This is a genomic window from Mesorhizobium sp. BR1-1-13 (assembly GCF_020165515.1).
Taxonomy (GTDB): Bacteria; Pseudomonadota; Alphaproteobacteria; order Rhizobiales; family Rhizobiaceae; genus Mesorhizobium.
The window spans coordinates 188,165-208,166 of record NZ_JAIUIH010000003.1; the positions used below are offsets into that span (position 1 = coordinate 188,165).

25 protein-coding genes are annotated in these 20,002 nt (G+C 62.6%); 16 read left to right on the forward strand and 9 right to left on the reverse strand.

Annotation, left to right across the window (positions count from 1 at the left end; genetic code table 11):
• Positions 1-8: 8 nt before the first annotated feature.
• Positions 9-263: a DUF2171 domain-containing protein gene (locus tag LB533_RS08525; RefSeq protein WP_140637912.1), complete on the reverse strand. Its 255-nt coding sequence runs from the start codon at positions 261-263 to the stop codon at positions 9-11.
• 139 nt (positions 264-402) lie between these two features.
• On the opposite strand from LB533_RS08525, the gene LB533_RS08530 reads away from it, so the two are divergent.
• Genes LB533_RS08530 through purB form a run of 3 tightly spaced genes read left to right on the forward strand, consistent with a single transcriptional unit; the run spans position 403 to position 3,016 of the window.
• The gene (locus LB533_RS08530; RefSeq protein WP_140637911.1) at positions 403-1,128 is read left to right on the forward strand and encodes a DUF2259 domain-containing protein; all 726 of its coding nucleotides are present in this window, start codon (positions 403-405) and stop codon (positions 1,126-1,128) included.
• A 56-nt stretch (positions 1,129-1,184) separates the two neighbouring features.
• The gene (locus LB533_RS08535) at positions 1,185-1,649 is read left to right on the forward strand and encodes a hypothetical protein (protein WP_181169278.1); all 465 of its coding nucleotides are present in this window, start codon (positions 1,185-1,187) and stop codon (positions 1,647-1,649) included.
• A 59-nt stretch (positions 1,650-1,708) separates the two neighbouring features.
• A complete protein-coding gene (purB, locus tag LB533_RS08540) occupies positions 1,709-3,016 on the forward strand; it encodes an adenylosuccinate lyase (RefSeq protein WP_140637909.1) in 1,308 nt (435 codons plus the stop codon).
• Positions 3,017-3,076: 60 nt separating this feature from the next.
• Here the strand turns inward: purB and LB533_RS08545 are convergent, their stop codons facing one another.
• The gene (locus LB533_RS08545; protein WP_140637908.1) at positions 3,077-3,889 is read right to left on the reverse strand and encodes a VOC family protein; all 813 of its coding nucleotides are present in this window, start codon (positions 3,887-3,889) and stop codon (positions 3,077-3,079) included.
• Between the two features lie 243 nt (positions 3,890-4,132).
• Here LB533_RS08545 and LB533_RS08550 point away from each other — a divergent pair, with 243 nt between their 5' ends.
• Entirely contained in the window at positions 4,133-4,687 is a 555-nt protein-coding gene (locus tag LB533_RS08550; RefSeq protein WP_140637907.1) for an RBBP9/YdeN family alpha/beta hydrolase, read from the forward strand.
• 27 nt (positions 4,688-4,714) lie between these two features.
• Here the strand turns inward: LB533_RS08550 and LB533_RS08555 are convergent, their stop codons facing one another.
• Together LB533_RS08555 and LB533_RS08560 are read right to left on the reverse strand one after the other, a co-directional pair.
• On the reverse strand, positions 4,715-5,488 hold the full coding sequence (locus tag LB533_RS08555) for an HpcH/HpaI aldolase family protein (protein WP_140637906.1): 774 nt from the start codon (positions 5,486-5,488) through the stop codon (positions 4,715-4,717).
• Positions 5,489-5,654: 166 nt separating this feature from the next.
• Positions 5,655-5,975, reverse strand: a complete 321-nt coding sequence (locus LB533_RS08560) for a DUF1476 domain-containing protein (RefSeq protein ID WP_140493820.1) — start codon at positions 5,973-5,975, stop codon at positions 5,655-5,657.
• A 275-nt stretch (positions 5,976-6,250) separates the two neighbouring features.
• On the opposite strand from LB533_RS08560, the gene purC reads away from it, so the two are divergent.
• From purC to LB533_RS08585, 5 genes are all read left to right on the forward strand, one after another.
• Complete coding sequence (gene purC, locus LB533_RS08565) at positions 6,251-7,045, forward strand: phosphoribosylaminoimidazolesuccinocarboxamide synthase (protein ID WP_127282327.1); 795 nt, start codon at positions 6,251-6,253, stop codon at positions 7,043-7,045.
• Positions 7,046-7,113: 68 nt separating this feature from the next.
• Positions 7,114-7,353: a phosphoribosylformylglycinamidine synthase subunit PurS gene (purS, locus tag LB533_RS08570; protein ID WP_140517697.1), complete on the forward strand. Its 240-nt coding sequence runs from the start codon at positions 7,114-7,116 to the stop codon at positions 7,351-7,353.
• A 125-nt stretch (positions 7,354-7,478) separates the two neighbouring features.
• Positions 7,479-8,147: a phosphoribosylformylglycinamidine synthase subunit PurQ gene (gene purQ, locus LB533_RS08575; RefSeq protein ID WP_140637905.1), complete on the forward strand. Its 669-nt coding sequence runs from the start codon at positions 7,479-7,481 to the stop codon at positions 8,145-8,147.
• A 40-nt stretch (positions 8,148-8,187) separates the two neighbouring features.
• Positions 8,188-8,598: a hypothetical protein gene (locus LB533_RS08580; protein ID WP_140637904.1), complete on the forward strand. Its 411-nt coding sequence runs from the start codon at positions 8,188-8,190 to the stop codon at positions 8,596-8,598.
• Between the two features lies 1 nt (position 8,599).
• Positions 8,600-9,256 carry a Pr6Pr family membrane protein gene (locus tag LB533_RS08585; RefSeq protein WP_140637903.1) on the forward strand — a complete coding sequence of 219 codons (657 nt, stop codon included), beginning with the start codon at positions 8,600-8,602 and terminating at the stop codon, positions 9,254-9,256.
• A gap of 49 nt (positions 9,257-9,305) precedes the next feature.
• On the opposite strand, the gene LB533_RS08590 is transcribed toward LB533_RS08585, so the two are convergent.
• Complete coding sequence (locus tag LB533_RS08590; protein WP_411970880.1) at positions 9,306-9,647, reverse strand: DUF1127 domain-containing protein; 342 nt, start codon at positions 9,645-9,647, stop codon at positions 9,306-9,308.
• Between LB533_RS08590 and LB533_RS08595 the strand changes: the two genes are divergently transcribed.
• From LB533_RS08595 to LB533_RS08620, 6 genes are all read left to right on the forward strand, one after another.
• Entirely contained in the window at positions 9,646-11,052 is a 1,407-nt protein-coding gene (locus tag LB533_RS08595; protein ID WP_140637902.1) for a PLP-dependent aminotransferase family protein, read from the forward strand. The genes LB533_RS08590 and LB533_RS08595 overlap by 2 nt on opposite strands.
• A gap of 224 nt (positions 11,053-11,276) precedes the next feature.
• Positions 11,277-13,508, forward strand: a complete 2,232-nt coding sequence (gene purL, locus LB533_RS08600) for a phosphoribosylformylglycinamidine synthase subunit PurL (RefSeq protein ID WP_140637901.1) — start codon at positions 11,277-11,279, stop codon at positions 13,506-13,508.
• A gap of 7 nt (positions 13,509-13,515) precedes the next feature.
• Positions 13,516-14,070, forward strand: a complete 555-nt coding sequence (locus LB533_RS08605; protein WP_224677010.1) for a hypothetical protein — start codon at positions 13,516-13,518, stop codon at positions 14,068-14,070.
• A gap of 142 nt (positions 14,071-14,212) precedes the next feature.
• A complete protein-coding gene (locus LB533_RS08610; protein WP_140637899.1) occupies positions 14,213-14,446 on the forward strand; it encodes a BolA/IbaG family iron-sulfur metabolism protein in 234 nt (77 codons plus the stop codon).
• A 258-nt stretch (positions 14,447-14,704) separates the two neighbouring features.
• Positions 14,705-15,040, forward strand: a complete 336-nt coding sequence (grxD, locus tag LB533_RS08615; RefSeq protein ID WP_013532137.1) for a Grx4 family monothiol glutaredoxin — start codon at positions 14,705-14,707, stop codon at positions 15,038-15,040.
• A 141-nt stretch (positions 15,041-15,181) separates the two neighbouring features.
• The gene (locus LB533_RS08620) at positions 15,182-16,450 is read left to right on the forward strand and encodes a multidrug effflux MFS transporter (protein ID WP_140637898.1); all 1,269 of its coding nucleotides are present in this window, start codon (positions 15,182-15,184) and stop codon (positions 16,448-16,450) included.
• A 47-nt stretch (positions 16,451-16,497) separates the two neighbouring features.
• On the opposite strand, the gene LB533_RS08625 is transcribed toward LB533_RS08620, so the two are convergent.
• From LB533_RS08625 to rpsD, 3 genes are all read right to left on the reverse strand, one after another.
• A complete protein-coding gene (locus LB533_RS08625; RefSeq protein WP_140637897.1) occupies positions 16,498-17,325 on the reverse strand; it encodes an inositol monophosphatase family protein in 828 nt (275 codons plus the stop codon).
• A complete protein-coding gene (gene ttcA / locus LB533_RS08630) occupies positions 17,315-18,208 on the reverse strand; it encodes a tRNA 2-thiocytidine(32) synthetase TtcA (RefSeq protein ID WP_140637896.1) in 894 nt (297 codons plus the stop codon). Before ttcA ends, LB533_RS08625 begins: the two co-directional genes overlap by 11 nt.
• 129 nt (positions 18,209-18,337) lie before the next feature.
• Positions 18,338-18,955: a 30S ribosomal protein S4 gene (gene rpsD / locus LB533_RS08635; protein ID WP_140493847.1), complete on the reverse strand. Its 618-nt coding sequence runs from the start codon at positions 18,953-18,955 to the stop codon at positions 18,338-18,340.
• A 476-nt stretch (positions 18,956-19,431) separates the two neighbouring features.
• On the opposite strand from rpsD, the gene LB533_RS08640 reads away from it, so the two are divergent.
• Positions 19,432-19,644 (forward strand): hypothetical protein, encoded by a 213-nt coding sequence (locus LB533_RS08640; RefSeq protein WP_224556760.1) that lies wholly within the window; start codon positions 19,432-19,434, stop codon positions 19,642-19,644.
• A 148-nt stretch (positions 19,645-19,792) separates the two neighbouring features.
• Here the strand turns inward: LB533_RS08640 and LB533_RS08645 are convergent, their stop codons facing one another.
• Positions 19,793-19,978, reverse strand: a complete 186-nt coding sequence (locus LB533_RS08645; RefSeq protein ID WP_140637895.1) for a DUF3008 family protein — start codon at positions 19,976-19,978, stop codon at positions 19,793-19,795.
• Positions 19,979-20,002: the final 24 nt, after the last annotated feature.

A 20,002-nucleotide genomic window follows, 5' to 3' on the forward strand; every position in this document is an offset into this window, starting at 1 on the left:
ACAGGCGATCAGGTGGGGTCGGACTTTTCTTCCTCGAAAGTGACCGCGACGTCGGAATTCGCCGACAGCCAGACCTTCTTTCCCTCGACCTCCGCGACAAGACTCAGGGGAATGAAATGGTGGTGCCCCTTATGCGAGCCCATGCCGCTGTCGGACTTGGTCAGCTTGATCCGCTGCCCCTCGACCTTGTCGACGGTGCCGACATGAACGCCATCGGCACCGATCACTTCCATATGCTCACGAATTTTGCTGGTGTCGGTCATGGTGGTTCTCCATTGGGACTGCCGACAATAACAAACGAGGCCGCGATTGGATGCATGGCGCCTGCTTTATCGGACAGCGCGACGCCGGCGTCTTGCCGTGATAGGGAATGGCGATATCGTTGGCCCGGCGGAAAACCCTATGCAAAACCGTCTTCTGTTTGCCGTTTGCCTGCTTGCGCAGTTTTGCGCGCTCGTCGCCGCCCGGGCCGGGGATGTCGCCGAGCTTGAAATCCTGGGCTTCACCAAGGACGGCGGCGTCTTCGCGTTCGAGGAGTATGGCGTGCAGGATGGATCGGGATTTCCCTACGCCAATCGCTATTATATCGACACCAGCAACGACCGCTTTCTCAAGGGAACGCCTATCCGCATCCGGCTCGACGACGAGAACGCCACATTGGCGGCGGCTCGCGTTCAGGCCCGCGAGAAGGGCGAAGCGGTCGTCAGCCAGACGGAGTTGGCCGCGAACAAGGGCATTACCGCGGGCTTCAACCCGGTAACGGAGCTGTCCGCCGACCCGCATCGGATGGCGGTCAATCCGCGTCCGATCTTCTCGCCGGTCGACCAGCCGCTCGAGTTCCGGCTGGACGAGATCGGCATGAACGAGACTAAGGGCTGCGAGAGCCAGGGTGAGATCAACGGCTTTCGGCTGCTGCGCGTCGAGGCGCAAGCCGGCGGCGCGACGAAGCTGCTGCACGAGGACAAATCGATCCCCAAGAGCCGGGGTTGCCCGAACGGCTACCGCATCGGAGCCGTGCAGACCTTTTCGATGGACAGTCTCAGCGCCTATGCGGTGCTGATCGCGGTGCGCCAATATGGCTTCGAAGGGCCGGATTATCGCTGGATCGCGGTGACCGGTCGCCTGTGACACCGCTTGTCCAACCCGCCAGGCGTCTCCGCGCCCTGGGCCGCCTCCGCGGCGCCATACCGGAGCTGCGCACGGCGCTGCTCGGCGCTGTGCTGTGGGCCGCCACGATGGGCGCCAGCGCGCTCCTCAACCTGTTGCTGGAAAGCTGGGTGACGCCAGATAAAATCCGCACCGTGACGCTGCTGTTTGCAGGCGGCGGCGCTCTGGCCTTTCCTGTTGGCCTGTTCGCGGCACGGCTGGTCTCGCTCGGAAGGAGCCGGGAAGTCGCCTTCGCGGCCGCATTCGTGGGTCTCGCCGCCGCGACAATCGGCCTGACCGCCGGGCTGTATGCCTTGCAGTACCGGTCCTACTATGCCGAATGGCATGCACCCACCTTCACCCTCACCTGGGGGCTTCAGTTCATCTTCACGATGGCGGTGGCGCTCTACCAGTTCGCGGTGCTGGGCGTCCGGCTCTATTTTCCGCTCGGCTTCGTCGCCTTGTTTACCGCCAGCCTCTGGTTTGCGCGGTGGCGGCGTTGAGCATTTTGTCCGCCTCTGTTAGGACGCGGGCAAATTTCTCGACACGTCAGGACTGACCGATGATCCCTCGCTACTCCCGGCCGGAAATGGTGGCCATATGGTCGCCCGAAACCCGGTTCCGCATCTGGTTCGAGATCGAGGCCCATGCCTGCGACGCGCTGGCCGAACTCGGCGTCATCCCGAAACAGGCGGCGAAGACCATCTGGGAAAAAGGCAATGCCGCGAAGTTCGACGTCGATGCGATCGACGAGATCGAGCGCGTCACCAAGCACGACGTCATCGCTTTTCTCACCCATCTCGCCGAATTCGTCGGACCCGATGCCCGCTTCATCCATCAGGGCATGACATCCTCGGACGTTCTCGACACGTGTTTCGCGGTGCAGCTCACCCGTGCCAGCGACATGCTGCTGGCCGACATCGATGCGCTGCTTGCGGCGCTGAAGCGCCGCGCTTTCGAGCACAAGGATACCGTCACCATCGGCCGCAGCCACGGCATCCATGCCGAGCCGACCACTTTCGGCGTCAAGCTGGCGCAAGCCTATGCCGAATTTTCGCGCTGCCGCGAGCGGCTCGTGCACGCTCGCGAGGACATAGCCACCTGCGCCATTTCGGGAGCGGTCGGCACCTTCGCCAATATCGAGCCTTATGTCGAAGAGCATGTCGCGGCAAAGCTCGGGTTGAAGCCGGAGCCGGTATCGACGCAGGTGATCCCGCGCGACCGCCATGCCATGTTCTTCGCCACGCTCGGCGTCATCGCATCGTCGGTGGAGCGGCTGGCGATCGAGATCCGGCATCTGCAGCGCACCGAGGTGCTGGAAGCCGAAGAGTATTTTTCGCCTGGCCAGAAAGGTTCGTCGGCGATGCCGCACAAGCGCAACCCCGTGCTGACCGAGAACCTCACCGGCCTTGCCCGCATGGTGCGCTCCTTCGCGCTGCCGGCGATGGAGAATGTGGCGCTCTGGCACGAGCGCGACATCTCGCATTCCTCCGTCGAGCGCATGATCGGGCCGGATGCGACGGTGACGCTGGATTTCGCGCTGGCGCGACTGACCAGCGTCATCGACAAACTGCTCGTCTATCCCGACAACATGCTGAAGAACATGAACAAGTTCCGCGGCCTGGTGCATTCACAGCGCGTGCTGCTGGCATTGACGCAAGCCGGTGTCTCTCGCGAGGATGCGTACCGGCTGGTGCAGCGCAATGCCATGAAGGTGTGGGAGCAAGGCGCTGATTTTCTTGAAGAACTACTGGCCGACAAGGACGTCACCGCCGCCTTGCCGGAAGCCGAGATCCGCGAGAAATTCGACCTGGGCTATCACACCAAGCATGTCGACACGATCTTCCGGCGAGTTTTTGGAGAGGCGTGAGGGGCCTTCCTTCTCCCCGTCGCTATACGAAGAGAAGGTACCGTAGGACGTAACTGCCGATCACGCTTTGCCGGGAATGGTCCTGATCACCGTGCCCCACGGATCTTCGCGGGTCGTTTCATTGGTCACGTTGTCGGAACGCATCTCGACCCAGGCAAGGCCCGACCGGGCCGGATCGCGGCGGCCGGCGCCGGCGCTCTGCCACGCATTGGCGCCTATATGATGATGGTAGTGGCCTGACGACAGGAACACAGCCTGGCCGCCATACTTCGCCACCGTGTCGAAGCCGAATTCCTGGTTCCACCAGGCTTCCGCCTCTTCCGGCCGGCCGACGCGCAGGTGGACGTGGCCGACAATGCTGTTTTCAGGCGCTCCCTGCCAGCCCGCATCGCCAGCCGGCACTTCGGCGACGACCGAAGGAATGTTCAGCCGCTCGGTCGCCATCGCGATCTTGTCGCCGTTCCACGTCCAGTCCTGCGGACGGCGATCGGCATAGATCTCGATCCCGTTGCCCTCGGGATCGGTGAGGTACAGCGCTTCGCTGACCAGATGGTCCGAAGCGCCCTCTATGGCAATCTTGTCTGATATGGCGTGGTTGATCCAGCGGCCGAGATCGGCACGGCTGGGCAGCAGGAAAGCCGTGTGGAACAGGCCGGCGCTGCGCGGATCGTCAGGCGTGGCCGACGCATCCGGCTCCAGCACCAACAGCGGACGGTTAGCGGCGCCCAGCGTGATCGCGCCATCGGCGCGGCTCAATTCCTGCAAGCCGACAACAGCGCGATAGTAGGCGGCAAGGCCTTCGGCGTCGCGCGCCTTCAGCCCGACCCGGGCAACGCTCACCGGCGTGGTGGCGGCAAAGGGCAGTTCGCTCATCATTGTCTCCGTTGCGGCGACGCTTGGCATAAACCCAGAGGTCAGGAGCCCGGCGCCGGCGATCATTGTACGTCGTGTCAGCGCCCAAATGCGGTCCTTCACGGCGGTTTCTTTCCCGACGATAAATCGGGATCGTGATCGTTCACACAAGACAGCGAAAAGCGAACATGGTGTTCACCGTTGCAAGCAGGAGCGCGTCCATCGACGGTTGCATGAGGCAATCACGCTCGCTATCTCAGCGCCATGAAGGTCAGAGACGCAGATATTCTCATCATCCCGGGCTACACCAACTCCGGACCCGAGCACTGGCAGACCCGCTGGCAGTCGAAGCTGTCGACTGCGCGGCGCGTCGAGCAGGCGGAATGGTCTAAGCCGGTGCGCGAGGACTGGACGGCTAGCGTGGCCAGTGCGGTCAACGAGGCCGAGAGGCCCGTCGTCCTCGTCGCGCATTCGCTGGGCGTTGCCGCGGCGGTGCAAGCCATCCCGCAGTTCCGCAAGCCGGTCGCCGGCGCGTTCTTCGTGGCGCCGCCCGATGTCGCCAATCCGGAGATACGGCCAAGGCACCTGATGACCTTCGGCCCCTACTCGCGCGAGCCGCTGCCCTTTCCGTCCATGGTGATTGCCAGCCGCAACGATCCGTTCTGTGGCTTCGAGGTCGCCGAGGACATTGCCGGCGCGTGGGGATCTCTGTTCATCGACGCCGGTGAAGCGGGTCACCTCAACGCTGATTCAGGCTTTGGCCCCTGGCCGGAAGGTTCGATGACCTTCGCCAAATTCCTGACCGAACTGAAGGCCTGACGACCCCCACCGGATCATTGCTCTCAATCAGGCGCCGATCGAATCCTTGATGCCCCTCAAAAGCGCCTTCGCCCCCAGCGAAATCAGCGAGTGCTCGGACCCTGTGGCCAGCAGCCGGTAGCCCATCGCCACGACGCGGCCGGCGATGGCCGGTTCGATGACGTAGATCGCCGCATGTTTGCCGGCCTTGCGGGTACGCTCGGCGATCGAACCCACCGTTTCCATCATGCTTTCGAGCGTCGAATTGACGGTCGCGCCGTTCGACCAGGCAATCGAGAAGTCCGATGGCCCCAGGAAAATGCCGTCGATACCGGGTGTGTCGAGGATGCCGTCCAGCGCATCGAGCGCCGCCCGCGTCTCGACCATGGCGAAGGCCATGGTGCGCTGGTTGCTGTCGCGCAGCCATTCGGCATGATCACCCTTGCCATGGCGTGGGAAGGCATAGGTCGGGCCCCAGGAGCGCTCGCCCACCGGCGGGTATTTCATCGCCGCAGCGAACAGTTTTGCATCCGCCACCGAGTTGACCATCGGCGCGATCACCGCCTCGGCGCCGAAATCGAGCGCCCGGCTGGCCATGTCGAAACGGCCGACGGGAATACGCACCAATGCCGGCTTGCCGGTGGCAAGCACGGGCGCCAGGCCGCGCAACACGCTGTCTTCATGATGGCCGCCATGCTGCATGTCGAGCGTGACCGCATCGAAGCCCTGCCTGGCAAGGATTTCGACGGTCAGCGCGTCCGGCACGCCTGACCATGCGGTGACCAGCGTTTCATCGGCCGCAAGGCGGGATTTCAGGGACATCGGCTCTTTCCTCGCTAAGGAGCGCAGTTTCAGCTGGAAACGACGGGAAACGCAAAGAAAAACGCCCGGCTGGGCCGGGCGGTCGATTGGTCCAGTCGTTCTCTTATTTGCCGCAGGTTCTGTCGCAAAATTGTGGGACACTTTCGCGGAACCTGCTTCGGCTGGATCAGGTGTTCTTGATCTGCTCGATCGCCTGCGCCATCAATTCGTCCATGGTGCGGCGGATCTGATGGTCCGACTGGCTGACGCCGGCAGCGTCGAAATCCTTACGGATCTTGCGGAAGACGTCGTGATCGCCGGCTTCCTCGATATCGGAAACAACCACTTCCTTGGCGTAGGCATCGGCCTCGGCGCCGGATTTCCCGAGCTTTTCCGCGGCCCAAAGGCCGAGAGCCTTGTTGCGGCGCGCCGACGCCTTGAACCGAAGCTCCTCGTCGAACACGAATTTGCGCTCAAAACCCTCTTCGCGATCCTTCATGTTGCTCATGGCGTCCCTCCGATGGAAATCGATTCGCTGGCATTGATGAATATGTGATGGCGAAGCACAAACCAAAAGGCTGGCGGCCGGTCAATACGCTTCGTGGCTTGCTGCGCTGCGGCATTTCGGTCCCGAAAGCAGTTGATTGAAAGGATTTGCCGATTGAGCAAACAAGGCGATTACGATAGACACCGGCATTGAACGCCCCCGTCGCCACACTAATTTAGGCAGACGGACAGGAACTGGTCGCTTGCCGCCTGCCCGCAAATCCAGAGAAAAATCAAATGAAAAATCGCCGCCGCATTTATGAAGGCAAGGCCAAGATACTTTATGAAGGCCCAGAGCCCGGGACGCTGATCCAGTTCTTCAAGGATGACGCCACCGCCTTCAACAAGAAAAAACACGAAGTCGTCGATGGCAAGGGCGTGCTTAACAATCGCATTTCCGAGCACATCTTCAATCATCTCAACCGTATGGGTATTCCGACCCACTTCATCCGCCGGCTCAACATGCGCGAGCAGCTGATCAAGGAGGTCGAGATCATCCCGCTCGAAGTGGTGGTTCGCAATGTCGCCGCCGGTTCGCTGTCCAAGCGCCTTGGCATCGAGGAAGGCACGGTCCTGCCCCGCTCGATCATCGAATTCTATTACAAGGCCGATGCGCTCGACGACCCGATGGTCTCTGAAGAGCACATCACTGCCTTCGGCTGGGCGAGCCCGCAGGAAATCGACGACGTCATGGCGCTGGCCATCCGCGTCAACGACTTCCTGTCCGGCCTGTTCATGGGCGTCGGCATCCAACTCGTCGATTTCAAGATCGAATGCGGGCGCCTGTTCGAGGGCGATATGATGCGCATCGTCGTCGCCGACGAGATTTCGCCCGATTCCTGCCGGCTGTGGGACGTGGCGACGCAGGACAAGCTCGACAAGGACCGTTTCCGCCGCGACATGGGCGGCCTCGTGGAAGCCTACCAGGAAGTCGCCCGCCGCCTCGGCATCATGAACGAGAACGAGCCGCCGCGCCCAACCGGACCGGTGCTCGTCGCGTCCAGCGAACCGCCGAAGGGCATGAAGCACTAATTGCCCGCAACGGCTTGCCGGCAACGGCAGGTCCGGCGCAGGCCGATACCGATCATTCAGGAGCATCGATGAAAGCCCGTATCACCGTAACCCTCAAAAACGGCGTGCTGGACCCGCAAGGCAAGGCGATCGAGCATGCGCTGTCGGGGCTAGGTTTTGACGGCATCGGCTCGGTGCGGCAGGGCAAGGTGTTCGACGTCGAGCTCGCCGGGACCGACAAGGCCAAGGCCGAGGCCGACCTGAAAGCCATGTGCGACAGACTGCTGGCGAATACGGTGATTGAGAATTATAGCGTAACGCTTACCTGAGGTTGTGCCGGAGGCACGGATGCCCGAAGTCACGAATGAGTTGATGTGCGAGTTGCTGAAGAACGCATAGACCGCCGTCTCGATTTGCGCGAATTTGCCGAAACTCAGAGGCCTTACGAACCAAAATGAAATCAGCCGTCGTCCTCCTGCCTGGCCTTAACCGCGACCGCGATATGATCGCGGCGCTGACCAAGATTTCCGGCAAGGCGCCAGCCACGGTCTGGCAAACCGACACCGAAATCCCGGACGTCGACCTGATCGCCATTCCCGGCGGCTTCTCCTTCGGCGACTACCTGCGCTGCGGCGCGATCGCGGCGCGCATGCCGGTGATGCGGGCGGTCGCTGAAAAGGCGGCCAGGGGCGTCATGGTCATCGGGGTCTGCAACGGTTTCCAGATCCTGGTCGAGGCCGGCCTGCTGCCGGGAGCGCTCATGCGCAACTCCTCGCTCAAATTCGTCTGCCGGCAGGTGAAGCTCGAGATCGCCAATGCCAACACCATGTTCACCCGCCGCTACCAGCCGGGCCAGATCATCCGCTCGCCGGTAGCGCATCACGACGGCAACTACTTCGCCGATGCCGAGACGCTTGCGCGCCTCGAAGGCGAAGGCCAGGTGGTGTTCCGTTATGCGGACGGCACCAATCCCAACGGCTCGATCAACGACATCGCTGGCATCATCAGCAGCCAGGGCAACGTGCTCGGCCTGATGCCGCATCCCGAGAACCTGATCGAAACGGCACATGGCGGCAATGACGGGCGGGCGCTGTTCGAAGGCGCGCTCGGCATCGCCGCCTGATATTTTCCGAAATTCTTTCAGAACCTGGGGCGGCCTGACCATGAGACTGACGATTGCTCGCTTTGCTCTCCTGGCTGCCACCGGTATTGCGCTGGCCTCCTGCCAGTCGGGCCCGAAAAGCGCGCCGCCGCCTTCCGGCAAGAGCGCGGCCCTGCTGGCCATGGAACAGGTGGCGATATCGGCGCATAACTGCTGGATCGCCAGCAAGGACCCGGCCTTCAAATCCTACCAGATGGCCAATGAGCTGAATTCGTTCAGCGGCACGCCGCGCTTCCTGCTGGTGCCCGCCAAGCATTATGGCGGCAAGCCGCTGCTGGTGGTGCAGGCGCAAGGCAATTCGAGCCGTGTCGACGTGTTCGGTCCGCTGATGGCCGAGCCCCTCGGCGCGCGCATTGGCTCCGACATCGCCCGCTGGCAGGCCGGCAATCCGGCCTGCGCCGCCGCCGCGTAGGATGGGCCGGCTGCTGCAGGTCGCGGGTCTGGTCGCAGGGCTGGCCGGTCTTTTCCTGCAGTTCTCGATCACCGTTCCGGCCTCGATGGAAGCGGGCCGCGGCCTATTCGGTTCCGTCGTCTTCTACTTCAGCTTCTTCACCATCCTGACCAATATCGGCGCGGTGCTCGTCCATGCGTCGCTGCTGTCGCCCGCCGGCCATGCCTGGTTTCCGGCCTTTGCCGGAGCGCGGATGCGGGCAGGCGTCGCCGTCGCCATCACCGTGGTCTTCATGGTCTACGCCACCGTGCTGGCACGCCTCTGGCAGCCGCAGGGCCTGTTCCTGCTATGCGACGTGCTGCTGCACTATGTGACGCCTGCACTGTTCGTGCTGTGGTGGCTGGCCGCCGGTGCCGACGGCAAGACGCGATGGCGAGACGTTTCCTGGTGGATGCTCTATCCGCTCGCCTATCTGGCCTATGCGCTGGCACGGGCGTCCATAACAGGCGAAGTGCCCTACCCCTTCCTCGATGTCGCCAGGAACGGCATCGCCAGCGTCGCCATCGCCTCGCTGGCCATCACCGCCCTTTTCCTGGCGCTATGCGTTGGCGCCGTGCTTGCCGACCACGGCCTATCGCGGATCAGGGCGCCAGCCGTGCGGCTACGCAAGCAGGATTGAACGCTGGCCGGGCTGAACATTGGCCGATTGAACGCAGCATCGCGCCTGTTCAATCCCAGAATGGCCTGATCCCTTCGCGATGGGCGTCGCAGCGGGAAATGCCGATGTCCTTCAACTGATCATCGGTCATGTCCAGCAAGGCAAGCCGGCTGCGCCTGCGCTCCAGCAGGCCGTCGATCCAGCGCCCTAGCGATTTGACCATACGCACGATGCGGCTGACAAAGCCGCCGCGGCCCACAGGTCGCGCGGCGAACAATCCTGCGCCTGCCTGGCTGATTGTCTCGATTGTATCCATTTTCGCTCTACCAAAGCTGCAAATTGCACTCTTTTCTTCCACACTTTGCATGTGAATTGACTCACCGCTCGACGCAATATACAAAATTGTCACCATGACAAATTGGCTTCCCGACCTCACGGCCAGCTCCGGCCCGCTTTATCAGCGCCTTGCTGACAGCATTGAGTCAGATATCGACCGCGGCGTGATCGACGCCGGGACCAAGCTGCCACCGCAGAGGGATCTCGCCTATGACATCGGTGCAACCGTCGGCACGGTCGGCAGGGCCTATCAATTGCTGCGCGAGCGCGGGCTGGTCAGCGGCGAGGTCGGGCGCGGCACCTATGTCCTCGGCCGGCAGAACTCGAGGCCCGACTTCATAGCGCCGGACGCGCAAGGCACGCGCGACATCGATGCGCCGCGCGGCAAGCTGCGCTTCGACAGCACGGCGGCGCCCGATGTCGGCCAGGGCGCCATCGTCACCGAAGTGCTGTCGCGCACGGCTTTGGATCACGCGCATGAGATTTCGAGCTACACGCGGGATTTTCCCGAGCGTTGGTACGAAGCCGGCGCCAGCTGGCTGTCGCGCAACTCGTTTCGACCGAGCGCCGATACGATCGTGCCGACCCTCGGCACGCATGCCGCTGTCATGGCGGCCATCGCGGCATTGACCACGCCCGGCGATTACGTCGCCTTCGAGCACCTGACCTATTCGCAGATTTCGCGCAGCGCCGGCCTGATCGGTCGTCGCACGGCGCTGGTGGCATCGGACCATCAAGGTCTCGATCCCAACGATTTCGAGCGCGTGTGCGCGCAAAAGCATCCGAAGATGATCTTCCTGATGCCGACGGTCCAGAACCCGACGCTGGCGATCCTGCCGGCAGCGCGACGTGAGGCAATCGCGCGGATCGCGCGTGAATACAATGTCGTCATTATCGAGGACGATCTTTACGGCGGCCTGACCGAAGATCCGACGCCAATGCTGGCCGACTATGCACCCGAGCGCACCATCGTCGCAGGCGGCCTGTCGAAGTCGGTCGCAGCCGGCGTTCGCGGCGGCTGGCTCTCCTGCCCGCCCGCTTACCGCCATCGCATCCGCGTCGCCCACAAGATGATGACCGGCGGCATGCCCTTCCTGCTGGCCGAAGTGAATGCCCGGCTGGTGCTGTCGGGCCAGGCCGCGGACATACGCAAACGCAGCATCGCCGAGATCGCCGCCCGCATTGCCATCGTGCGCGAGACATTGACCGGCTTCGAATTCAAGTCGCAAGACAATATACCCTTCGTCTGGCTGACCTTGCCCGACCCCTGGCTTTCCGGCACGTTCAAGAAAGCCTGCCTTGAGCACGGCGTGCTGATTGACGACGAAGATGAGTTCAAGGCGGGCCGTTCCGAGCGGGTCTTCCACGCTGTGCGTTTTGGCGTTTCGCAGCCGAGACAGCGCAAGGATATCGCGGATGGCGTCGCGGCGATCCGACGGCTCCTCGATGAAGGCCGCGCCGGCTACGACAGTTTTTCGTGATCCGCATCGCCTTGGAGCACCGGCGGCCCAGCGCAACGACATGCCTCCAGACAAGACCAAGGCGCATCTCTTGAAGCCGCCCCCGCGCGAAGCGCTTTCAATGGCGTAGCGGCTTTCTCCGGATTTCAGCCATTTTTCGTCGGTCCATGGGGTGTATCGGCCGCAAAGCTTGCGATAAGAGGAGACTCAAAATCCCAAGCTCCCACGGATAAAAACCGCCGCCCATGACCATTTCCAATTCCGTGCCGATCACGCCCGAGCTCATTGCCGCGCACGGGCTGAAGCCAGACGAATACCAGCGCATCCTGGAGCTTGTCGGGCGCGAGCCGAGCTTCACCGAACTTGGCATCTTCTCGGCAATGTGGAACGAGCATTGCTCGTATAAATCCTCGAAGAAATGGCTACGCACGCTGCCGACGACCGGCCCGCGGGTCATCCAGGGGCCCGGCGAGAATGCCGGCGTGGTCGATATCGGCGACGGCGACTGCGTCGTCTTCAAGATGGAGAGCCACAACCACCCCTCGTTTATCGAACCCTACCAAGGGGCGGCGACAGGCGTCGGCGGCATATTGCGCGACGTCTTCACCATGGGCGCGCGGCCGATCGCGGCGATGAACGCCTTGCGCTTCGGTGCTCCCGATCATCCCAAAACAAGGCACCTCGTGGCGGGAGTGGTTTCCGGCGTCGGCGGCTACGGCAATTCCTTCGGCGTGCCGACGGTCGGCGGCGAGGTCAATTTCGACGCCCGCTACAACGGCAATATCCTGGTCAACGCTTTTGCCGCGGGTCTTGCCAAGACGGACGCGATCTTCCTGTCGGAGGCCAAGGGCGTCGGCCTGCCGGTCGTCTATCTCGGCGCCAAGACCGGTCGCGACGGCGTCGGCGGCGCCACCATGGCCTCGGCCGAATTCGACGACAAGATCGACGAGAAGCGCCCGACCGTGCAGGTCGGCGATCCTTTCACCGAAAAGTGCCTGCTTGAAGCCTGTCTCGAGCTGATGGCGTCCGGTGCGGTCATCGCCATCCAGGACATGGGTGCTGCCGGCCTTACCTGCTCGGCGGTCGAGATGGGCGCCAAGGGCGATCTCGGCATCGAGCTCGACCTCGACAAGGTGCCGGTGCGCGAGGAGCGTATGAGCGCCTACGAGATGATGCTGTCGGAAAGCCAGGAGCGCATGCTGATGGTGCTGCGCCCCGAAAAGGAAAAGGAGGCCGAGGCGATCTTCCACAAATGGGGACTCGACTTCGCCATTGTCGGCAAGACGACCGACGATCTGCGCTTCCGCGTTCTGCATCAAGGCGACCAGGTCGCCGACCTGCCGATCAAGGATCTCGGCGACAAGGCGCCGGAATATGACCGTCCGTGGGTCGAGCCGAAGAAGCCGGCGCCACTTGCGGCCAATGACGTTCCGCAGGCCGATGTCGCCGACGCGCTGCTGAAACTGCTCGGCGGGCCTGACCTGTCGTCGCGCCGCTGGGTGTGGGAACAGTACGACACGCTGATCCAGGGCAATTCGCTGCAGCTTCCCGGGGGCGATGCCGGCGTGGTGCGGGTCGAAGGCCATCCGACAAAAGCGCTGGCCTTCTCGTCGGACGTGACGCCACGCTATTGCGAGGCCGATCCCTATGAAGGCGGCAAACAGGCCGTGGCCGAATGCTGGCGCAACCTGACCGCCACCGGCGCGCTGCCGCTGGCCGCCACCGACAATCTCAATTTCGGCAATCCGGAGCGGCCGGAGATCATGGGTCAGCTGGTCGGCGCGGTGAAGGGCATTGGCGATGCGTGCCGCGCGCTCGGCTTCCCGATCGTTTCCGGCAATGTCTCGCTCTACAACGAAACCAATGGCCAGGGCATCCTGCCGACGCCGACCATCGGCGGGGTCGGGCTGATCGCCGACTGGTCGAAGATGGTGCGGGCCGGCTTCGCGGCGCAAGGCCAGATGATCCTGCTGGTCGGTGCACCCGCCTCCTGGGGCACACATCTCGGCCAGTCCGTCTATTTCAGAGACATCCATGGCCGCTCCGACGGTCCGCCGCCCCCGGTCGACCTCGAGCATGAGAAGCGCGTCGGCGACCATGTGCGTTCGCTGATCGCATCGGGCATCGTCACGGCGGCGCATGACGTCTCCGACGGAGGCATCGCCGTGGCTTTGGCTGAGATGGCGATGGCATCGGGCATCGGCGCGACCGTCCCCGGGCTGGCCGGCACCGATCCTATCCCGGTCTGGTTCGGCGAGGACCAGGGCCGCTATCTCCTCACTCTGTCGATCGATCCAGACAGTGAGGACTGGGATGCGATCCGCAAACGGCAAAGCGAACTCGGCATTTTCGCGCCCTGGATCGGCTCGACCGGCGGCGACACGCTGAAACTCGGCGAGGCACGGGCGATCCCGCTCGGCGAATTGACCGCCGCGCACGAAGGCTGGTTCCCGCGCTTCATGGATCAGGCCATTTGACCAGAGCATGATCCCGAAAAGTGGACACCGGTTTTCGGAAAAGATCGTGCTCAATCGCAGGAAACGGGCCGCCCGGGCACTGCTTGCAGTCGTCTTCTGGCCATCGTTGTTCTTCTTCTGGTGCCTCGGCCCGTTCGTCTTTTTCCTGCTGTCGACGACCTCGAGCGAGATCTGCGCCCGGTTGGAAACACGCGCGGAGTTCCTCGCCGCGGCCAACGACACGCTTCCGATGCTTGGCCTGCAAAACCTTTTCTATGCAGTTCCGCTTGTCTGCCTGGTGCTTTGGAGCCGGCTTCTGCCGGACCGGGCACGGACAAGGCACATCTTCACCTGCATCAAACTTTTCGCCGTCGCGGCCGCATTGGGGGCGCTGTGGGAGTATGGCTCCTCGCTGGTCTGCGATGGTTATGGCCAGCCGTTCTTCTCGCCCGCCTGGCGGATGACCGCCTACCTGCCGATTGCCAACCTGGCGATCAACCTTCCCCTCTATGTGCTGACCTTCAGCCTTGGGCGTACCTTCTCGACGCCCGAGGACGACCCGGCAGACGACGCCGGCGGTTAGAGCGAGAACGCGTCGTAAGCCACAATCGCGCTGGGGGTTGGACGGAACGGCTTCAATCCCGGCCGGAAAGGCTTTAGGTTCATCCCGACTCTCATCGCACGGGCAGCCATGCCGCAGCCCGCCCGAAAAACAGGAACTTGCCATGGCAATGGATGCCCGCGACATCGAAAAACTGATCAAGGAGGGCATCCCGGATGCCAAGGTGACCATCCGTGACCTTGCCGGCGACGGCGATCACTATGCGGCCGAAGTCGTGGCTGAGAGCTTTCGCGGAAAAAGCCGGGTGCAGCAGCACCAGATGGTCTATGACGCGCTGAAGGGCAATATGGGCGGCGTGCTGCACGCGCTGGCACTGCAGACGAGCGTGCCGGATTAAGGCATTTCCACAGAGAGGGGCGGAGGACCAGCAGCCGCGATGTCCCGATCGGCAGCGTCTATTGTGCCGGAGCTCGCGACCAAGCCGGCCCGAGTGACTGTTTACGGGATACGGCATCCAGAGTCGCTTGGCCCAAAACGCCGCATCTTTTGCGCCATTCAGGCCACGGCGCGGCTAAAGTCTTGTTTCGGGCAACCTATGGGTTTATCTGAAGGAAAAGCTTCGAGCCTGACTCCCACAGGCGGGAAAGGATATTCCATGAGCGGTATCAACGACTACATCGACAACGAGGTGAAGGGCAACGACGTCGTGCTTTTCATGAAGGGCACGCCCGGTTTCCCGCAGTGCGGATTTTCCGGCCAGGTTGTCCAGATCCTCGACTATATCGGCGCCGACTACAAAGGCGTGAACGTGCTGGACTCGGCCGAACTGCGCCAGGGCATCAAGGAGTACTCCAACTGGCCGACGATCCCTCAGCTCTATGTCAAGGGCGAGTTCGTCGGCGGCTGCGATATCGTGCGCGAAATGTTCCAGGCGGGCGAGTTGCAGACATTCCTTGTCGAGAAGGGCGTGAGCGTCAAAGGCGCCGCCTGATTTCGGTTGGGCATGTCGCTGCCGACATGCCCTGAGCACCGGGGCAGCCCCGCCTCGGCAATTTTGCGTCCGGGACCCGGACCAGGACGAGCCAATGCGCCGGGCTACCGGCGCGTTTTCGTTTGAGAGATCGGACTTGCCGTGGACCAGCAGACGTCAGCACCGCAATCGGCAAGCAAATTGCCCATTCCGCGCTGGGAGTTCATCGCGCTGTGCGCGGCGCTGATGGCGCTCAATTCACTGGCCATCGATATCATGCTGCCGGCGCTGCAGCAGATCGGCGCCTCGCTTGGCGTGGAGAACGAAAACCACCGGCAATATGTGATCACCGCCTATATTCTGGGTTTTGGCGGCGGACAGCTTTTTTTCGGACCGCTCTCGGACCGTTTCGGTCGCCGCGCGCCGCTCGTCGCCGGCCTAATCATTTACGTGGCGGCCGCGGCCGCGGCCGCCATTTCGCCGAGCTTCGAGACGCTTCTCCTCTGCCGCGCCGTGCAAGGCATCGGCGCGGCGGCGACGCGCGTCATCGCCGTTTCGATCGTGCGCGACACGTTCGATGGCCGGCGCATGGCCGAGGTGATGTCGCTGATCTTCATGGTGTTCATGGCGATCCCGGTGATCGCTCCCGGCATCGGCCAGTTCATCATGCTGTTCGCGACCTGGCATTTGATCTTCGTCACCATGGCCGTCGGCGCGCTTGTCGTCTCGGCCTGGTCGCTGCTGCGCCTGCCCGAGACGCTACATCCGGAATATCGCCGGCCATTGACCGTCAATGCCATCATCGGCGGGTTTCGCATCGTGCTGACCAACCGCGTCGCGATCTGCTATGCCTTCGCCAGTACGTTCATCTTCGGCGCCATGTTCGGCTTCATCGCCTCGGCGCAGCAGATTTATGTCGACATATTCAATGTCGGCGAATTGTTTCCGGTCATCTTCGCCGGCGTGGCCGGCGTGCTCGCCTTCTCGAATTACCTGAACTCGCGTCTTGTCGGCCGCGTCGGCATGCGCCGCCTGTCGCAGAGCGCGCTGCTGTTGTTTCTGGTCATCAGCCTGGCCTGGCTGGTCGTTTCGCTGGAAATGAAGATGCCGCTCTGGCTGTTCGTCACCTTCTTTGCCTGCGCCATGCTTCCGTTCGGCGCGCTCGGCGCCAATTTCAACGCGTTGGCCATGGAGCCGCTTGGTCAACTGGCCGGCACGGCGTCGTCCATCCTGGGCTTCATGCAGACGTTTCTCGGCGGCATTCTCGGCACGCTGATCGGTCAGGCTTTCAACGGCACGGTGACGCCGTTGGCCGCCGGCTTCTGCAGCGTCTCGGTCGCAGCGCTGCTGATGATCTTCATCGCCGAACGCGGCAAGATGTTCCAGCCGCAGAACCCACCCGTCTCAGGGCACATCGCCGATCTGCATTGAATTGTCGCCTTTGCGACGCTCGGCTGGGCATTCGAATTGGCAGCCGGCTATTGCGCCCAGAGTTCCCTGCGCAACTCGCGCCAGCTTTCCCGGTCGGGTGCCACAAGCAGGCCGCCGCCGACATGTGACGGCAGGTAGGCACTGGCGTCGAAACGCGCGGCGTGACCGCCGGCCTCGGCATGGATCAGCACGCCGGGCAGATGGTCCCACGGCATCAGCTTGTTGTAGACGACGAAATGGGCATGGCCGCTGGCCAGCAGGCGATATTCATGCGCGGCGCAGCGATAGGCGAATTGCGATAGGATTTTCGTCTGGTTGCGCGCCAGCCGCGACCGCCCCGGTTCGGTCATGTACTGCCAGGAGACGGAGCCGGTCATTTTCGAGATCGGCACGGGCGCCGCGACACGCACCTTTTCAAGGCTGCCATGCGCATGCCTGATATGGCTGCCGGCGCCCTTGGCGCCGATCAGACAGTCCTTGCCGACCGGATCGTGGATGATGCCGGCGACGGTCTCACCCCGGACCACGACACCCAGCATGACGCCGAACAACGGCACGCCGGAAGCGAAATTGAAAGTGCCGTCCACCGGGTCGATGGTGAAAGCCAGATCGGCATCGCCCAGGCCATCGAGCAGCGCCGGATTGTCGGAACAGGCTTCCTCGCCGACGATCATGGCTGTTGGGTAGCGTTCACGCAGCTTGGAGGTGATCAATCGCTCGGCACTGACGTCGGCTTCCGTCACCAGGTCGGCGGCCGACGTCTTCTGGCGGACCTCGCCGTCGCCCAACCGGCGAAAGCGCGGCATGATTTCGGCTTCGGCTGCTTCGGCCAGGGTTCTGGCCAGCCAGTCGATCGCGGTATCGTCAAATGTCATCGGAAATGTCTTGCCTGCTGGAGAGCGTTTCATCGAGTGCGGCGAAATCGAACAGTTTCCTGTCGAGCAGATGCGACGGCCTGGTGTTGGACAACGCACGGAGCATCGTGTCCTTGCGGCCGGGCATGCGCTTTTCGATATCGTCGAGCATAGCCTTCATCGCGTTGCGCTGGAGACCTTCCTGGCTGCCGCAGAGATCGCAAGGGATGATCGGGAACCGCATCGCCGCGGCGAGCTTTTCCAGGTCGATCTCGGCGCAATAGCTCAGCGGGCGCAGCACCATGACGTCGCCCTCGTCGTTGAGCAGCTTTGGCGGCATGGCGGCGAGACGACCGCCATGAAACAGGTTCATGAAGAAGGTTTCGAGAATGTCCTCGCGATGATGGCCGAGCACCAGCGCCGAGCACCCCTCCTCTCGGGCTACGCGATAGAGATGGCCACGCCGCAGGCGTGAACAGAGCGAGCAATAGGTACTGCCCTGCGGCAGCTTGTCGGTGACGACGGAATAGGTGTCCTGGTATTCGATGCGGTGTGCAATGCCGTGGGCATTGAGGTAATCGGGCAGGATGTGCTTGGGAAAGTTCGGCTGGCCCTGGTCGAGATTGCAGGCCAGCAGCTCCACCGGCAGCAGGCCGCGCCATTTGAGGTCCAAGAGCATGGCAAGCAGGCCATAGGAATCCTTGCCGCCCGACAGAGCCACCAGCCAGCGCTCGCCTGGCCTGATCATCGAAAAATCCTCGATTGCCTGGCGAGTCAGCCGCAGCAGCCGCTTGCGCAACTTGTTGAACTCGACCGAGGACGGCACATCGGCGAACAGCGGGTGAAAGCCGCCTTCGATGTCGGCGGCCTGCTCAAGCGATTGAGCGTCTGGCAGCATGTTCATGGCGTCGGTTCCAAATCCTGGAGCAACGAACGTTCGGAGCTTCGTTGCCGCCCGGATTAGCGGACATGGCCGACAAAGAAAAGGCCGCCTCGATGGGCGGCCCCTTCCGGTCTCGCAAAAAGCCGTCGCTTAACGCGAATAGAATTCGACGACGAGGTTCGGTTCCATCTGGACGGCGAACGGAACGTCCGCCAGGCCCGGGATGCGCGAGAAGGTCGCGGTCATCTTGTTGTGATCGGCTTCGATGTAGTCGGGCACGTCGCGCTCGGCGAGGCCGACCGACTCCAGGACGATTACCAACTGCTTCGACTTTTCGCGCACTTCGACGACGTCGCCCGGCTTGCAGCGGTACGAGCCGATGTTGACGCGCTTGCCGTTGACGTTGACGTGGCCGTGGTTGACGAACTGGCGGGCGGCGAAAATGGTCGGAACGAACTTGGCGCGATAGACGACCGCGTCCAGACGCGACTCGAGCAGGCCGATCAGGTTCTCCGAGGTGTCGCCCTTGCGGCGGTCAGCCTCTTCATAGACCTTGCGGAACTGCTTTTCCGAAACGTCGCCATAGTGGCCCTTCAGCTTCTGCTTGGCGCGCAGCTGCAGGCCGAAATCGGAAAGCTTGCCCTTGCGGCGCTGGCCGTGCTGGCCGGGGCCGTATTCACGCTTGTTGACCGGGGACTTCGGGCGGCCCCAGATGTTTTCGCCCAGACGGCGGTCGATCTTGTACTTCGCGGATTCGCGCTTGCTCATCGCATTCCCTTTCAAAACAACATAACCCGGAGCCTCATGGTCCGGGTGAAGGAAACGCGCCCTCCTCTGGCCTCCGTTTTCGAGACCTGACAGGGTTTTTCCACGCAACGCGGCGAAAAACCCACGGGACACGTCAGTTCAAACAAGACCTTGGAAAACAGACTGGCTTCCGTCGAGGTCTTGCGCATGCAAAACAAACCACCGGGCGTTGCGGCCCGGTGTTGGGAGCGCTGTTAAACAGAGATTTAACCGCTGTCAAGGTTCCAACTGGCGCCGCCCGCGCGACCATCTACGATTTTCTATGTTGTTGTTCAATGCGGTGCCGTATCCGGCGGGAGATTGTCGCGCCCGCGGTATTAAAACAATTCCCGGAAAGCGCTAGTGGTTTCTACCCGGGATTGTGTAAAAAACCGGAGCGGGGCGGCGATTCCCTGAAGCTGACCGCTCCAGGAAGGGACTTGAGCAGAGGAGCCTGAATGCGGATGAAGAAGTTCTTTCTAAGCCTGACTGGTGCGGCGGTGTTAGCCGGATCGATGGCCGTCATTACCCCTGAGCCGGCGATGGCAAGGCATTGGCAAGGCCACCGGCCTCATCAGGTATGCCGGACCGTGGTCAAGAAGCGCGTCGTCTGGCGCCATGGTCACCGCCATGTCATTCGCCAAAAAGTGCGACGTTGCCACTGGCGCTAACAGCTGCCACTGGCGCTAACAGCCGCCACTGGCGCTGATTACGTCGGCCATTGACCCGACAACAGCATCAAGGCCTGCGACCCCGTCGCGGGCCTATTTCTTGCATTGGAGGAACCCTTCAAGAAGGTCGTTGCCAAATAGCGCTTCCTCAGTGCTTCTTTTTCTCCGGCAGCCCCTTGCGCTTGGTTTCGGCGAATTCCTCGAGCTGCTTTTCGCTCATGGATTCATACATTCCCTTGGAAGCGCCTTTGAGTTCGCTCTTCTTGGTCTCGCCGCGCTTGGCCGACAGTGCGGCACCGGCGGCCTTCTGCTGGGCTTTCGAGGTGGCAGGCATGGTTTTTCTCCCTTCATTGCCTGG

Excerpts from the sequence above, each read along its gene's own strand:
- LB533_RS08625 (WP_140637897.1), bottom strand. The coding sequence starts at position 17,325 with ATGACATTTGACGATACCGCGATCGACTGGCTGGCCAGAACCCTGGCC.
- purS (WP_140517697.1), top strand. The coding sequence starts at position 7,114 with ATGAAAGCCCGTATCACCGTAACCCTCAAAAACGGCGTGCTGGACCCG.
- LB533_RS08645 (WP_140637895.1), bottom strand. The coding sequence starts at position 19,978 with ATGCCTGCCACCTCGAAAGCCCAGCAGAAGGCCGCCGGTGCCGCACTG.
- LB533_RS08640 (WP_224556760.1), top strand. The coding sequence starts at position 19,432 with ATGCGGATGAAGAAGTTCTTTCTAAGCCTGACTGGTGCGGCGGTGTTA.
- LB533_RS08550 (WP_140637907.1), top strand. The coding sequence starts at position 4,133 with ATGAAGGTCAGAGACGCAGATATTCTCATCATCCCGGGCTACACCAAC.
- purB (WP_140637909.1), top strand. The coding sequence starts at position 1,709 with ATGATCCCTCGCTACTCCCGGCCGGAAATGGTGGCCATATGGTCGCCC.
- LB533_RS08560 (WP_140493820.1), bottom strand. The coding sequence starts at position 5,975 with ATGAGCAACATGAAGGATCGCGAAGAGGGTTTTGAGCGCAAATTCGTG.
- ttcA (WP_140637896.1), bottom strand. The coding sequence starts at position 18,208 with ATGAACATGCTGCCAGACGCTCAATCGCTTGAGCAGGCCGCCGACATC.
- LB533_RS08580 (WP_140637904.1), top strand. The coding sequence starts at position 8,188 with ATGAGACTGACGATTGCTCGCTTTGCTCTCCTGGCTGCCACCGGTATT.
- purL (WP_140637901.1), top strand. The coding sequence starts at position 11,277 with ATGACCATTTCCAATTCCGTGCCGATCACGCCCGAGCTCATTGCCGCG.
- LB533_RS08590 (WP_411970880.1), bottom strand. The coding sequence starts at position 9,647 with ATGGTGACAATTTTGTATATTGCGTCGAGCGGTGAGTCAATTCACATG.
- LB533_RS08555 (WP_140637906.1), bottom strand. The coding sequence starts at position 5,488 with ATGTCCCTGAAATCCCGCCTTGCGGCCGATGAAACGCTGGTCACCGCA.
- purQ (WP_140637905.1), top strand. The coding sequence starts at position 7,479 with ATGAAATCAGCCGTCGTCCTCCTGCCTGGCCTTAACCGCGACCGCGAT.
- LB533_RS08585 (WP_140637903.1), top strand. The coding sequence starts at position 8,600 with ATGGGCCGGCTGCTGCAGGTCGCGGGTCTGGTCGCAGGGCTGGCCGGT.
- grxD (WP_013532137.1), top strand. The coding sequence starts at position 14,705 with ATGAGCGGTATCAACGACTACATCGACAACGAGGTGAAGGGCAACGAC.
- LB533_RS08545 (WP_140637908.1), bottom strand. The coding sequence starts at position 3,889 with ATGAGCGAACTGCCCTTTGCCGCCACCACGCCGGTGAGCGTTGCCCGG.
- LB533_RS08525 (WP_140637912.1), bottom strand. The coding sequence starts at position 263 with ATGACCGACACCAGCAAAATTCGTGAGCATATGGAAGTGATCGGTGCC.
- LB533_RS08530 (WP_140637911.1), top strand. The coding sequence starts at position 403 with ATGCAAAACCGTCTTCTGTTTGCCGTTTGCCTGCTTGCGCAGTTTTGC.
- LB533_RS08605 (WP_224677010.1), top strand. The coding sequence starts at position 13,516 with ATGATCCCGAAAAGTGGACACCGGTTTTCGGAAAAGATCGTGCTCAAT.
- purC (WP_127282327.1), top strand. The coding sequence starts at position 6,251 with ATGAAAAATCGCCGCCGCATTTATGAAGGCAAGGCCAAGATACTTTAT.
- rpsD (WP_140493847.1), bottom strand. The coding sequence starts at position 18,955 with ATGAGCAAGCGCGAATCCGCGAAGTACAAGATCGACCGCCGTCTGGGC.
- LB533_RS08610 (WP_140637899.1), top strand. The coding sequence starts at position 14,213 with ATGGCAATGGATGCCCGCGACATCGAAAAACTGATCAAGGAGGGCATC.
- LB533_RS08595 (WP_140637902.1), top strand. The coding sequence starts at position 9,646 with ATGACAAATTGGCTTCCCGACCTCACGGCCAGCTCCGGCCCGCTTTAT.